At 65.2% G+C, this 13,700-nt stretch carries 10 protein-coding genes; 4 read left to right on the top strand and 6 right to left on the bottom strand.

What is annotated here, in order from left to right:
- Position 1 precedes the first annotated feature (1 nt).
- From MC380_RS00260 to MC380_RS00270, 3 genes are all read right to left on the bottom strand, one after another.
- The gene (locus MC380_RS00260; protein ID WP_242101271.1) at positions 2 to 538 is read right to left on the bottom strand and encodes a hypothetical protein; all 537 of its coding nucleotides are present in this window, start codon (positions 536 to 538) and stop codon (positions 2 to 4) included.
- Positions 539 to 631: 93 nt separating this feature from the next.
- The gene (locus MC380_RS00265) at positions 632 to 2,185 is read right to left on the bottom strand and encodes a sulfotransferase (protein ID WP_242162378.1); all 1,554 of its coding nucleotides are present in this window, start codon (positions 2,183 to 2,185) and stop codon (positions 632 to 634) included.
- Positions 2,182 to 3,123 (bottom strand): class I SAM-dependent methyltransferase, encoded by a 942-nt coding sequence (locus tag MC380_RS00270; protein ID WP_242162380.1) that lies wholly within the window; start codon positions 3,121 to 3,123, stop codon positions 2,182 to 2,184. The genes MC380_RS00265 and MC380_RS00270 overlap by 4 nt, the downstream gene beginning before the upstream one ends.
- 103 nt (positions 3,124 to 3,226) lie before the next feature.
- On the opposite strand from MC380_RS00270, the gene MC380_RS00275 reads away from it, so the two are divergent.
- Genes MC380_RS00275 through MC380_RS00290 form a run of 4 tightly spaced genes read left to right on the top strand, consistent with a single transcriptional unit; the run spans position 3,227 to position 8,534 of the window.
- Positions 3,227 to 3,727 (top strand): hypothetical protein, encoded by a 501-nt coding sequence (locus MC380_RS00275; RefSeq protein WP_242162382.1) that lies wholly within the window; start codon positions 3,227 to 3,229, stop codon positions 3,725 to 3,727.
- A gap of 9 nt (positions 3,728 to 3,736) precedes the next feature.
- Positions 3,737 to 5,590 (top strand): tetratricopeptide repeat protein, encoded by a 1,854-nt coding sequence (locus MC380_RS00280; protein ID WP_242162384.1) that lies wholly within the window; start codon positions 3,737 to 3,739, stop codon positions 5,588 to 5,590.
- Positions 5,591 to 5,639: 49 nt separating this feature from the next.
- A complete protein-coding gene (locus MC380_RS17985) occupies positions 5,640 to 6,899 on the top strand; it encodes an aspartyl/asparaginyl beta-hydroxylase domain-containing protein (RefSeq protein WP_242101266.1) in 1,260 nt (419 codons plus the stop codon).
- Positions 6,900 to 6,929: 30 nt separating this feature from the next.
- A complete protein-coding gene (locus tag MC380_RS00290) occupies positions 6,930 to 8,534 on the top strand; it encodes a sulfotransferase (protein ID WP_242101265.1) in 1,605 nt (534 codons plus the stop codon).
- A gap of 119 nt (positions 8,535 to 8,653) precedes the next feature.
- Here the strand turns inward: MC380_RS00290 and MC380_RS00295 are convergent, their stop codons facing one another.
- The 3 genes from MC380_RS00295 to MC380_RS00305 all read right to left on the bottom strand — a co-directional run bounded on the left by MC380_RS00295 (position 8,654) and on the right by MC380_RS00305 (position 13,676).
- Positions 8,654 to 11,548: a TonB-dependent receptor gene (locus MC380_RS00295; RefSeq protein WP_242101264.1), complete on the bottom strand. Its 2,895-nt coding sequence runs from the start codon at positions 11,546 to 11,548 to the stop codon at positions 8,654 to 8,656.
- Positions 11,549 to 11,775: 227 nt separating this feature from the next.
- The gene (locus MC380_RS00300; protein ID WP_242102912.1) at positions 11,776 to 12,609 is read right to left on the bottom strand and encodes a hypothetical protein; all 834 of its coding nucleotides are present in this window, start codon (positions 12,607 to 12,609) and stop codon (positions 11,776 to 11,778) included.
- 152 nt (positions 12,610 to 12,761) lie between these two features.
- Positions 12,762 to 13,676 (bottom strand): Hsp33 family molecular chaperone HslO, encoded by a 915-nt coding sequence (locus tag MC380_RS00305; RefSeq protein WP_242101263.1) that lies wholly within the window; start codon positions 13,674 to 13,676, stop codon positions 12,762 to 12,764.
- Positions 13,677 to 13,700 lie beyond the last annotated feature (24 nt).

Raw genomic sequence — 13,700 nt, forward strand, 5'->3', positions numbered from 1 at the left:
CTTAATCAGTGGTGCAGGGATTGCCTTCTCCCGGGACGCACAGCGGATTCTGAAGCGAGTGGGTTGCGTCGCGAGACTCTTTCTTGATCGCTTCCGCCGCGTCTCGGGTCATGCAGCGTTTCTTCTTGAACCGCGTGCCAGCCTGCGCCGTGTAGGTACACACGAGTTTGGTCAGTTGGACCTTGTCAACGATGCCGAGGATCGTCTCCTGTGCGTTGAACAGGTCCACCTTTTCTTGCGCACTGAGTTCGTTCAGATCCTCATGGCCTTGTATCAGCCGCTGGATGTCGTAGTCCGCCTTGTCGAGGGCCTGCTTGTGATCAGCGCGCAACTGGCCATACTTCCCGGTCTTTGCGTCTTCCAGCGCCTTGAGCGTGTGCGGAATCTGCTTGATCGGATCGGTGGGGGGTGCGGGCGCTGCCTCGCCAGCAATGGGAGCACGTTCCTCAGTGGTGTTGGCCGCGGCAACGCTGGAGACCAGCACACCAAGCGCAGCAGCGAGGACAGCGGGCGTGAACTTGACAATTGACGATTTCATGTGCATGCCTCCCATAGACCACCCGATCCTGCACCTGCCAAATGTCGATTGCAAGACCCGCCCGACTGTCTGGTTTGGCTGGCTTGGAGGCTGTCAGCCCGCGACCTTATGCTGATTCCCAGCGCTCAGCCCTGCCTCGGCCAATGCCCGGCGCAGCGGGTCCAGATGTGGGCCGTAATTGCGCCAGCGACCCGATGCCCGGCTGTGCAGGGGCTGCCGGATCTGCCAGTAGCTGGCGGTCTTGACCGTGTTGCCGAGGCGGTGGAAGTCCAGGCAGCGGTCGTCCCACGGCAGGTCGAGGAACCCCAGCAGGGCCTCCAGCGCCGGCCTCGGGTCGGCGACGAAAGCGTCGTAGTCGAAATCGAGGATGTCGCCCGGGTACAACGCCTGCCAGTGCGCCATCAGCCGGCGGTACTGGCCGAAATAATGGCCGATGTCGCTGAGGTCGCAGGCGTATCCGGCGATCTTCGGGTGCAGATGGTGGGCGAAGATCGAAAGGCCGTTGTCCAGGGGGTCGCGGGTAGTGTGGATAATTCGGGCGCTGGGAAACAGTCGCTTGATCAGCCCGATCAGCAGGAAATTGTCCGGACGCTTGTCGGTGATGAACGCATCGGCCGCCGCGAGTGGGAAAAGTTTGCGCAGGTGGGCCTGGTATCCGGCGGCCAGTTCCCGCACACGCTCAGCATCGAGCGTCGCCATGGTCTGGGGAAACGGTGCGAGCTGCACCGAAGCAAGCCGACGCAGCCAGTCAAGCTCGCCGCCGGCGGAGACCTGCGGATGTGCAGCCAGTACCTGCTCAATCAGGGTCGAACCCGACCGGAACATGCCGCAAATGAACAGCGGTTCGGGCCGGCCCAGATCGGCCGCCCCCGCCGCATCGGCCTTGGCGCCTGACGGGAACGCATCGATCAGCGCGTCGGTCAACCGCTCGACGTGGCCACGGTCGTGGCGCTGCCCGGCCTGGCGCACGAGCCACCGGTTGGCCTTGGCATAGGCGTCAAACGCAAGGTCGTAGACGCCGAGCCGGTCGTAGGAGTTTCCCAAGGCGAAGAGCAGGTTGGCGCGTACCGTCTTGTCGGGCTGCGACTCGGCAGCGTCGCGCACACGCTGCAGCAGGGGGTCGTTCAGGCTGGCCGGGGGGCGCATGTTCGCGATCCGCGCAAGGGCTTCCATCCGCAGCTGGTTGTTGTCCGGATCCGGTCCGTCGGGCTGCGCGAGCAGCGTCTCGTAGGTCTGCAGCGCCTGATCGCGCTGGCCGCGCTCCTCCTGCAGGTTGCCGAGGTTGAGCATGGCGGGAACATAGTGCGGGGCAAGCGCGAGCGCAGCGCGCAGTTCGCGCTCGGCATCATCGTCGCGACGGAAGTGATCGGAGAACAGCACCGCGCGGTTGAGGTGTACTTCCTCGGGACGCGAAATCACGCAGGTCAGTGCATGGCCGAACGCCTGCAGCGATTCCTCGTAGCGGCCTTCGCTCTTGAGCAGGTAACCGAGTTCGTACCAGACCTCACCATTCGCCGGGTCGGTGTCCAGTGCTTCGCGGAAACGTGCGATCGCCTCGGCGCCCCGCCCTTGCCGCTGCAGTTCTCGGGCCTGCTGCAGAAGACGCAGTTGCGCTGAGTCTGGCGTGCGGCTCTGCGAGACGGTCACGGGCGATGCACGAGCAGCTGCCAAGCCATGGGTTCGGTGCCGGCGTGCAGTTGCACCGCGCGTTCGATCTGGGTAAAGCCCAGGTCGGCCGCCGCCTGTTCAACGAGCCGCATGTCCGCGTCTGCGCGCGCGTGCGAGACCATGTCAGCGAGACGGCGCACGGAAGCGCGCAGCTCGGCTTCGGCGCGGTCCACCGCCAGTCCCGCCGCGTCCGGCTTGGCTTCGCGGCGTGCCGCCAGCAGCTTCTGGATGGCATCCAGGGCCACCGTCAGCACCCGGCCGCCGCCCTGCTGCTGCGCGACCTGCAGCCCGCGCTTGAGGGTACGGATCGCGTTGCGCACGTCGTTGGTCGCGCGCTCGGTGGTGTCCGGGATGATCTGGCTCATGGTCACCAGCTTGTGCAGCCGTCGGAACGCCTTGGTCTGGGCGAAGACCAGGTCCGCCTCGCGGTGGGACAGTCGGGCAGCGCGCAGCAGCGGTGAATCGGCATGGTGCAAGGTGAACTGCGCATCGCCGCCAGGCTTGAGCACGCGGTGGACTTCAGTCAGTGCCTTGCCGGTGTCGGTGAACTCGATCGCATGGTGGCCGCAGACTGCATCGAAACTCGCGTCCTCGAACGGAAGGCGCGCGAACGTGGCACCCGCATGGAAGACGATGCGCTCTGCAAGCGGTTGGCCGTGCTTCGACTGGTGGTCGGCCTCGGCGCCCGCGGGATCGATCGCGTCGATGCGCCAGTCCCGACCTGGAGCAGCCGCCAGTTCCGCGGCAATCAGCGCCGGCACGTGGTTGCCGATGCTCATGTCCAGGATCCGCGCAGCCGGGGGCAACGTGTTCAGGAATTCGATCCAGGCGAGGCGCACTTCGCCGGAATAGCCGCCGTCGCCAGGGGGCGGACGGCTGGCGTTGGAGGGCTGCTGTCCCTGGGCTGACGAATTCAAGTTTCAACCTGCCGGAGTCGCTGATGGAGTCGTTTAGTATAGGTCCTGAGATCTGCCAGCCAGGCACCGGCTGGCCAATGATGACTTGGGGAGTCGGAACGCCATGCTCGAGCAAATCCTGATCCGGCGAATTATCACCGGCCTTGCGCTGTTCCTCGCAGCGAGCGCCGCCGCCGCCGCTGCGGAACCCGACCAGTCGCACGCTTGTGCGACCGTGGCGGAGGCATCGGCGCGACTGGCCTGTTACGACAAGGCGTTCCCGCCGTCCAGTGGGGCCACCATACTGGCGGACATGGAAGCCAGGCGCCAGCAAGCGGTGGAGGACTTCGGTCTCAACCGCCAGCAGCGGGTCGAGCGCCTGCCAGAACAGCTGCGCGAGACCGAACCCGATCGCATTCAGGGCACCATCAAGGGCGTGCTCGTGCGTGCGACCGGTGAACGCGTGGTCACCCTCGAAAGCGGTCAGGTCTGGCTGCTGACCGAGGTCACCTCGCGCGGTCGCCTGAAAACAGGCGACCAGGTCACGCTGCGCGAAGCCGCCTTGGGCAGCTATATGCTGGTCACGTCGACAGGTGTCGCGCTGCGGGCCAAACGGCTGCGGTAGTACACAGCCGTGTCGCGCAGTCTCGACGGGCCGCTGGCCGGGGAACTGCACAGGGCATTCGGTCTGCTGCAGGCCGGACGTGCGAACGAGGCGCTCGAGATCGCGCGACGGCTGTCCGTCCGTGCTCCTCAGGCGCCAGATGCGCAGCAGTTGCTGGCAATGTGCCTCGCCAGCGGCGGTGATGTCGATGGCGCGAAGACCGCGTTCGACCATGCCCTGTGGCTGGCGCCGGGGCATCCCCTGATTCTGACCAACTACGCGGCGATGCTGCGCAAGAGTGGTCGCCACGCCGCCGCCCTGCCGCTGGCCGAGCAACTGGTGCAGCAGACGCCCGCGTCGGCAAAGGCATGGGCGGAGCTCGCATTCACCGCGCGGGGTGCCGGGATGACCGCGAGGGCCGTGGAAGCAGCGCAGCGCGCGGTCGAACTCCAGCCGGGATTGGTGCTGGCATGGCAGGCCCTCGGAGCCGCAGCGCGCGCAGATGGAGATATGGGGACTGCAGCCGTGGCATTTTCCAAGGTCCTGGAGCTGGACCCCGGGCAACACACGGCGTGGATCAATCTGGGGGCCGTGCAGCGCCTGTCCGGGCGTCCGGATCTCGCGCTGTCCAGTTACGACCAGGCGGTCCGGCAGGGTGTGGCGAGCCCGCAGCTTGACCATGCCAAGGTGGGGGCGTTGCTGGATGCGGGCAGGGTGGAAGACGCCAGGCAACTGGCGCAGCGGATCGTCGCCGCGCATCCGGAGTTCGTGCCCGCGCTGGCGACTCTGGCCGAGTTGGCTTGGGAACATCCACCATCGGACGCCGGCTCCGATACAGGCCGGTCGGTGTTTTGCGACGCCATCGCCAAGCGTCCAAGGGATCGCGACCTGGCGGCTGCCTACGTGCGTTTCCTGCTGTCGAGCGGGGATCCGGAAGAGGCATTGGAACAGGTGCTCGCAATGCGGGCGCAGGGCGAGAGCCCGCAACTGACCCTGCTGGAGGCGCATGCGTACGACGCCTTGGGCAGGACCATTGAAGCGGGTGCGAGGTATGCGGCGCTGCTAAGCGCGGACGGCGATACCTCGCCGACCTTGCTCAATGCCTACAGTCGCCACCTGCTGCGCGCCGGCGACTATGCGCGTGCGGCTGATATGGCGATGCGCGTGACGCGGATTGCGCCGCAGGATCAACAGGCCTGGGCATACCTCGCCACGGCCTGGCGGATGCTCGGAGACGAGCGCGAATTCTGGCTATGCGACTACGAACAGCTGATCGGCGTCGTCGAGATTGAGCCACCACCGGGGTTCGGTAACCGTCAGGCGTTCCTCGAGGCTCTGATCGAAGTGCTCGAACCCTTGCATCAGGCGCGTCGCGAACCGCTCGAGCAGAGCCTGCGCGGTGGCTCGCAGACGCCGGGACGCCTGTTCGGCCGCCCGGATCCAGTGATCGCCGCTGCGCGCAAGGTCCTCGTGCGTGGCGTCAGGCAGTGGCTGGCGAGCTTGCCGGCAGATGCCGCCCATCCATTCCTGCAGCGCAACTTGGGCAGCGTGCGCATCGGCGGTTCCTGGTCGGTGAAACTCTGGTCTGCCGGCAGCCACGCCAACCATATTCATTCGGAAGGCTGGATGAGTTCGGCCTTCTACGTTGCCCTGCCACCTTCGGTGCGGGATCAAGACGATGAAGGGCAGGCGGGAGCAATTCAGTTCGGGCAGCCTCCCGTTGAGCTGGGCCTTGAGGTACCGCCGCGCCGGGTGATCGCACCCCGGGTCGGACAGCTGGCCCTGTTTCCATCGTTCATGTGGCACGGTACCGTCCCGTTCCATGACGACGCACCAAGGATGACAATCGCCTTCGACATGACTCCGCTAAGGGAACAACGGTGAACACAGATGCGGTACGGCGCGGCATGATGATCAACGAAGCGGAGCGCAAGTGAACGACATCAGGCACTGGGTCGCAACCGCCACCCGCGCAGCCAACGAGGGCCGCTGGCAGGAGGCCGAGCAGGCCTGGCGAAGAGTGCTGGCGTTGGATCCAAAGCATCCGCAAGCCCTGTACAGCGCGGGCGTGCATGCCTTCCAACGTGGCCGCATGGACGAGGCGTTGCAGGCGTTGCGCGCAGCGCGTGCCGCAGCGCCGGGCGATCCGGTGATATTGCTGTCGATCGCCGCAGTCCATCGCGAGCTGGGCAATTCCGATGCCGAGAGCAGGGCAATCGAGGCTTCGCTTGCCGCTGATCCCTATTTCCTCCCAGGACTACTTGCCAAGGCCGCGTTGCTCGAGCGGCTGGGGCAGGCGAAGGCAGCCGTAGGTGTTTACCGCAACGCGCTCAAGGTAGCCCCACCCGAATCGCGCTGGCCGCCAGCGCAGCGTGATCAGCTCGTCCATGGTCAGGCCTTGGTGCAGCGCTTCGGAATGGAGCTTTCTGCCTACCTCGCCGATCGCACTGATCGCAGGATGACGGCGCTCTCGCCGTTCGAGGCCGAACGCTGGCGGGAGGCGGGTGCCATCGTTAGCGGACAGTCGCAGGCCTATCCCTCCATCTGCAACCAGCTTTACGTGCCGCGCTTGCCGGCGATCCCGTTCTTCGATCGCGCGCAGTTCGATTGGGTCGAGGCAGTGGAGGCCAGTACCGAGGCGATCACCGAAGAACTGCGGACCGCCCTTTCCGCGGAAGGGGAGGAGTTCCGCCCTTACGTGGCCTATGCGCCTGGCACTCCCGTGAACCAGTGGCAGGAACTCAACCACTCGAATCGCTGGAGCGGCTACACGCTGTGGAACAACGGCGACCCGGTCAAGGAACATCTGGAACGCTGTCCGCGCACGGTGCAAACGCTGCAACAGGTGGGTCAGGTCGACATCGATGGCATGTGCCCGAATGCGATGTTTTCGGCCCTGGCGCCGCATACCCATATTCCTCCGCACACTGGCGACACCAACGCGCGCCTAGTGGTACATCTGCCGCTGATCGTGCCGGACAATTGCCTGTATCGGGTCGGTTTCGAGCAGCGCCGCTGGAAGGTCGGCGAAGTGCTGATCTTTGACGACAGCATCGAGCACGAAGCCCGCAACGACAGCGACGAGCTGCGGGTGGTGCTGATCTTCGACATCTGGAACCCGCTGCTGTCGGAGGGGGAGCGCGAGATGGTCAGGGAGATCACCTTGGCCAGGCGCGAATTCGACTTCAGGTAATCTCGAAGCCGATTCGCAAGAGGAAGACGCATGCAGAACGAGGATGCACCGCCGGTACCGGCCGAAGCCGGGGTACGGCAGCAGCTGGAAGCCGGCCTGGAACTGTTACGCCGCGGAGAGATCGACCAGGCCGATGCCATCGCCGGTACGCTGCTGCCTTCGTATGGCGACGATACCGATGTGCTGGCCTTCGCCTGCGAGCTCCGGCTCGCGCAGGACGAGCCGGAAGACGCGCTGGAGCTGATCGAGCGGGCGATCGCGCTGTCGCCGCAACCGCAGCTGCTGCTGCCGCGCAAGGCGCACGTGCTAATGGCATTGATGCGGCGTGCGGATGCACGTGAGGTGGCGACCCGCATAGCAGACCTCGCAGGCGAAGACGGCCGGCAGCTCTGGACCGCGGGCAGGATCCACGCCCGTTGCGAGAATCCAGCGGTCGCTGTGGAGTACTACGAAAGGGCCTTGCAGGCGGGTTGCGATGATCCCGGCTTGCTCTACGACCTGGCGTCATCGCGGTTCTTCCTGGGCCAGTTCGAACAGGCCGAACGCAATCTCGATGCGCTGCTGGTGCGCCGGCCGACCTCCGGCGACGCGTTGTACCTGCGTTCCACCCTGCGCCGTCAGACCCGCTCCCGCAACAACGTCGCCGATCTGGAAGCGCGGCTCAAGTCAGGCATCCGCAATCCCGTCGACGCGGCTGGCTGCCTCTACTCCCTGGCCAAGGAACATGAGGACCTAGAGCAGTGGGACAAAGCCTTTTCGGCATTGAGCCACGGGGCCAGGATCAAGCGCGGCTCCCTGCAATACGACGCGGCTGCCGAGCTGGCGGCGATCGATGGCATCCGTAGCGCCTATCCGGTGGATGTGATTGGAGACGAAGATGGCGGGCATTCGGAAGCCGGCGCCATCTTCATCGTGGGAATGCCCCGAACTGGAACGACCCTGGTCGAGCGCATCCTCGGTCGTCACAGCAAGGTCGAGTCCGCGGGCGAGCTGCCATATTTCGCCGGAGCGCTGGCCACCGCAGCCCGGAGACGCATGCGCGATTCCGCCGCGGCGAATATGGTCGAGGCATCGCTGGGCATCGACTTTGCCGCGCTGGGGCGCGCCTACATGGAAGGTGCGCGTCAAGCGGTGCCCGGCGCCGGCATGATCATCGACAAGATGCCGGTGAATTTCATGTATTGCGGGCTGATCCGGAAAGCTTTGCCCAACGCGCGGATCGTCCACGTGGTGCGGGATCCGATGGATACCTGTTATGCGGTGTACAAGACCCTGTTCCAGAAGGCCTACTTCTTTTCCAATGACCTCGACGAACTCGCGGCGTACTACCTGACCTATCGCAGACTGATGGCGCACTGGCATGCGGTCATGCCTGGCCGGATCCTGGACCTGAGCTACGAAGATCTGGTGACCGACACCGAATCGCAGGCGCGGCGGCTACTGGCGTGGTGTGGCCTGGACTGGGATCCGGCCGTGCTCGCGCCGCATTCCGAGTCGCGGCCTGTGACCACGGCCAGCGCCGCGCAGGTGCGCGAGCCGGTACATGCCGCGTCAGTTGGCAAATGGCGCCGCTACGCCGCTGGCTTGGAACCGCTCAGGCGACAGCTGCAAGCGGGCGGTGTCCTGCAACTCTGAGAACCTTGCGCCGCGGCCGGGACGATCCGCCATGGCCCCGATCCGGGTAGCGAACGGGCACAAAAAAAGCGGCGGGCCGAGGCCCGCCGCTGAATAACTTGCAAGGTGGCTCTAGGCGATCAGAACCGGAACGTGATGCTGCCAAAGAAGAAGCGGCCGGCCTGGTCGTAACCACCCGGGGCGTTGGCATTGGTCGCCAAGGAAGTGCCCACCATCGGCGGCTCCTTGTCGGCAATGTTGTTCACGCCCACCGTGACTTCGGTGTGCTCGCCGATGAAGGCAGTCGCCGAAGCATCGAAGTAGTTATAGGCATCCAACTCTCCATCGCCCAGGCAGGTCGCCGTGGCGGTGGTGCCGTCGCTCTTGCACAGCAGCTTGTCGGCGATACCAGGCGAGCCGTCTTCCAGCTCATAGTCCAGCGCACCGATATAGCGCCAGCGCAGGTTGAAGGTGTAGTCATCCAGCGAGTAGCGGGCAGTGGCGATATGCCGCCACTCTGCCTGCCGGCACGATGGATTGATCACACCGGCGCAGTCGTAAGCGGTGGTCTTGTCCTGCGGCAGGGGCACGAACTCCTGTTCCAGCGTGTAGGTGCCGTTCAACGACAGCATCAGCCGGCCCGGACCCAGATCGAAGCGGTACATACCGCCAAGGTCGATACCGCGGAAATGCTGTTCACCGACGTTGGCCAGGGTGTCTTCGACATACGACGTGTTAGCGCGCCACAGGTCGCCGGCCGGGCCACGATGGATCCGGTCACACATGCTCGGATCGCCGGTCAGGCCGCAGATCTGCAGGATGTTGGTCGGGCCGATACCACCGATGGCATCTTCCAGCTTGATGTCGTAGTAGTCGACGTTGAACTGCAGATTGTTGGTGGGCGTATACACCACGCCGAATGTGAAGGTATCAGCCACTTCCGGAGCCAGATCCGGGTTGCCGCCGCCCAGGAAGTTGTTCTGGTCGGCCGGGTTGGCCGCGATCGAACCGTAACGGTCCAGCGGAACGCCGGTGTTGAGGCACTGCTCGGGCGTGAGGGTCGGCGTGGGGCCGGCGCACGGATCGGAACCGCCGAACAGACCAACCGTCTGCTGGGTGAACAGCTCGGTCACGCTGGGCGCGCGGATCGCATGGTTGTAGCCGGTACGGACGCGGAACTTGTCGATGAAGTTCGCACCCAGGCCCGCCTTCCAGGTATTCGCGCCACCGGACAGGTTGTAGTCGGAGTGGCGGAAACCCAGGTCCATGTCCAGGCTCCTGAGGAGGCCTTCGCTACGGAACAACGGCACGGCGCTTTCCAGGAAGACTTCGGTCACGCTGGTCTTGCCGCTGACCGGGGTGGCGAAACCGCCCGATCCGGCGAAGTTGCCGGTCTCGCTATTGGTGTCGGCGACGAAGGAGAACTTGTTCTCGCGCCATTCGGCGCCCATCACCAGTGAGACATTCTCGTCAACCCATGGCAGGCTCAGACCGGTGTCGCCAGTGATGTAGGCGTTGATCTGGTTCAGCTCGGTGTCGACCTTTGACAAGCTGGTGCCCGCCAGAGCGGCTGCTGCCTCGGCGGTCACGCCGCCCGGGGTGAACACATCGTACGGAATGCAGCCGGCGAACGAACCATCCGGGCAGCCCAGGATCGCCTGGACGATGCGGTCGGACAGGAAGTCGTTTTTGCCGATGGTGGTGTTGCTCACCTCGCCGTGCAGGAACGAGGCGTTGTACGACCAGGCTTCGTCCAGCGCGCCTTCGACGCCTGCGACCACGCGCCACTGGGTGTTGTCGGTCTGGGAGATGCGCGGGCCACCTTCGATGTTGCGCTTGGCGACGTAGATGCCCACCGGAACGGCGGGATCCAGGCCGAGGTCGGCGCACATGGTGCCGATCAGCGGATCTGTGCAGGCCAGATCAGGCAGACGGGTGAAGAACGCGCCCGATTCTGCGATCTGCACCGAGTCGCTCTTGTTGATGAACATCAAGTCCATGTACGGACGGAAATGCTCGTTGATCTCGTACTTGATCGACGCACCGGCGGTATAGCGCTCGTCCGGACGCTGGTAGTAGTTGATCGGCGCGTAGTTGTACGGTGCGCCGTAAGCGCCGATCCACGAGCCGTCGGGGTTCAGGCTTGCAGGACCGTAGGTGTCGAATCCGCCCTGCTCCCAGTAGAAGTTGCCGGCGGCATTGGTGTTCGAACCACCGCAGCCAAGACCACTCGCGGTCAGGGCGCAGGACGAGTAGTCGCGCTGGCCCTGGAACAGGGGGTCGTTCTTGCGCCAGTTGAGCCATGCCACCGCGTGGCCACGGCCGTCGGCGAAGCTGCTGCCGACCGCGAGGTCGAGGTTGCGCGACGCGCCGTCGAAACCGGAATCGCCGGTCGGATAGTCGAAATCACGCGCATCCATCAGACCCTGGATGTAGTCGTTGTCGTTGTTGTGCTGATAGGCCGAATAGCCGGCGCTGAGGGAGACACCCTCGAACTCGTCGTCGAGCACGAAGTTGACCACGCCCGCGATCGCGTCGGAGCCATACACCGCCGAGGCACCGCCGGTGAGCAGGTCAACGCGCTTGACCAGCGCGGCCGGCACGATGCTGATGTCGGGGACTTCGCCGGCGCCCGGCGGCAGGCGGAAGCCGTTCACCAGGGTCAGGGTGCGGTCAGCGCCCATGTTGCGCAGGTTGACGGTGGGATAGCCCAGCGAGCCGTTGTTGGTGAACGCGTCGAAGGCGGGAGCCACCTGCGGATACTGGTTGACCAGATCCTCGGCACGGGTCGCGCCGGAGTACTTGAACTCTTCCTGCTGGATCTCGGTCACCGGCGAGGATGATGTAACGGTCTGACTCTGGATACGCGTACCGGTAACGACGATGGTGTCGAGTTCCGTCGCTTCCTGCGATTCCGCAGGCGGCGTGGTCTGCTGCGCGGCCGCGTCCTGCGCGAACGCAAGGCCAGGGCCAGACAGGCCGACCGCGAGTGCGAAGGTAATCGCATCGCGGAGCTTGGTGGTCTTAAAGGTCATTCTCTCTCTCCACAAGTGAGTCTTGGGTGTTTCCCATGGGAACCTGCCCCGCGGAGTCAAGGAAGACGCCAAGTCGGGTAAGGCCGGGGTCGATAGTACCGAGCCTTCACCAAAAATTAAAGTGTCGTTAAAGCCGGCTTTTGCCGGCAGATCCACGCGATAAAAAAGCCCCGGTTGCGGGGCCTTTTGTCTCATCCAGTCAAGAGATCGCTCTCGCTGGGGGCGCTCTAGAGGTCCTGCTCGTACCGGACGTAGGGCACAGTGCCCTCTTCCTCGCCGTTCTCGCCGACAGGGGCGAAGGGGTTGCGTCCACGGCTGATCACGTTGTCGGCGCCGACGCTGAGTTCGCCGCTCCACGGGGTCCGCCAGGTGACGCCGAGGCCCAGGCCTTCCCATTTCGGCTGACCCGGGGTGTCGACCACGTGACCGACAATGCTGGCCCCGAAATTGCCGAAGCCACCGCCCACGGTCAGGCTCTTGCTGGTCCAGCGGTCCAGATCCAGTCCCGATGCCTCGGCTGCGGCCGGTGAAAGCAGCCGGGCTTTCGCCACGGTGCCGGCGATCGAGACGTAGCCCTCCCCAGGCAGCGACTTGCGGGCGAAGACGGTCAGGTCGTTGATGTCGACGCGGTTGTTGGCTGCGGCCCCGGGCGTCAGCCAGCCGGGCAGGTTGTCGCGGCCCACGCCTGCGGTCAGGCCGATCCGGCCGCCACCGCGGTTGAACGCCGCGGTCGCGCTGGCGCGGCGGCTGTTCTCGCCTTCGACCTCATCGCTGAGCGTGGCGAGCATGCAGTTGTTGGCGAGGTTGCCGATCGCGCCGGCAATGCCGTTCTTGCGGTCGCACAGCAGTGCCAGCGAATCGCCGGCATCCAGGTCGAAAGTCGCATCCAGCGAATTGATGCCGAAGCGCTTGCGCACGCGCGCGCTCGCGACGTCGGATGGCTCGAGCACCAGATACGCTTCGAGCTTGCCGCTGGCGTTGTTCCAGACCGGAAGGATCGCGGTGTCTTCAACAGGCGCGGTCTGCGCATGCGCATCCGCTGCGGCGCCAAGGGCGAGCAGGACGGCGGACAGCAGCGGCAGCAGGCGGTGGCGCATGGCCCGAATCAGACTCCCACCGGGCGTTCGAGTTCCCGGTTCCCTCAGCATGAAATCTATCGGATTTATGTTTCTTTAACAATACCGATAATGTTAAATTTATGTAAAGGCTGGACCTATTGAAGCTGCTCCGGCGCGGGCGCTTGGAGCGCCCCGCCCGTAAAGATCGCGTCCAGATCGTCGCGGTCAAACATATAGGTCTGGCCACAGAACTCGCAACGGATGGAGGCCCGCTCGTCGGACAAGGCGGCGTAGGCCTCCTCGGCGCCCAGGGATTCGAGCATCGCGCCGACCCGTTCGCGGGAGCAGGAGCAGGCGAACGAAAGCGGGCGTTCCCCGAGCAGCTGCACGTCCTCCTCGTGGAACAGCCGGTGCAGCAGCGCATCGGCCGGCAGTTCCAGCAGTTCCATAGGTTCCAGGGTTTCGAACAAGGCGCTTGCCCGGGTCCAGCCGTCGGCATCGCCGCCGAGCTCGTCGGGCCGGCGGTCGAAAGGCAGGTGCTGCAGCATCAGGCCTGCCGCGGAGTCATCGCCACAGGCCAGCAGCAGCCGCGTCGGCAGCTGCTCTGACTGTTCGAAGTAACCCTCGAAGGCGCCGACCAGCGAATCGGACTCGATCGGGACCAAGCCTTGATAGCGCGAGGGCTCGCGGCCGCCGGTTCCCGGATTCTCGATCGTGATGGCCAGGATCGCGCCATCTCCCAGCGCCTGCAGGTCGCGGGAGACGCCGGCCCCGCCGTCGTCTTCGCGGGTGCGGGCGATGCCGCGCAATGTGCCGGCGGCGGTGCACTCGGCGAACAACGTGCGCAGCGCGCCTTCACCGCGCAGCTGGATCGACAGCCGACCCTGCACCTTGGCATGGCCGGTGAACAGCGCAGCCGCTGCGCAGGCTTCGCCGAGCAGTTCGGATAACGCGGGGGCATAGTCGCTGCTGTCCCGGATCCGTCGCCAGGTGTCGTCCAGGTGCACACGCACGCCGCGCACCCCGGCGCGCGGCAGCAGGAATCGGGTCAGTCGATCGGGATCGGTCATGTCGGTCAAAGCCGCGCGACGGCG

The organism is Lysobacter sp. M15 (assembly GCF_022662515.1).
In the GTDB taxonomy this organism is placed as follows: domain Bacteria; phylum Pseudomonadota; class Gammaproteobacteria; order Xanthomonadales; family Xanthomonadaceae; genus JAKPBU01.

Excerpts from the sequence above, each read along its gene's own strand:
- MC380_RS00260 (WP_242101271.1), bottom strand. The coding sequence starts at position 538 with ATGAAATCGTCAATTGTCAAGTTCACGCCCGCTGTCCTCGCTGCTGCG.
- MC380_RS00275 (WP_242162382.1), top strand. The coding sequence starts at position 3,227 with ATGCTCGAGCAAATCCTGATCCGGCGAATTATCACCGGCCTTGCGCTG.
- MC380_RS00290 (WP_242101265.1), top strand. The coding sequence starts at position 6,930 with ATGCAGAACGAGGATGCACCGCCGGTACCGGCCGAAGCCGGGGTACGG.
- MC380_RS00295 (WP_242101264.1), bottom strand. The coding sequence starts at position 11,548 with ATGACCTTTAAGACCACCAAGCTCCGCGATGCGATTACCTTCGCACTC.
- MC380_RS00305 (WP_242101263.1), bottom strand. The coding sequence starts at position 13,676 with ATGACCGATCCCGATCGACTGACCCGATTCCTGCTGCCGCGCGCCGGG.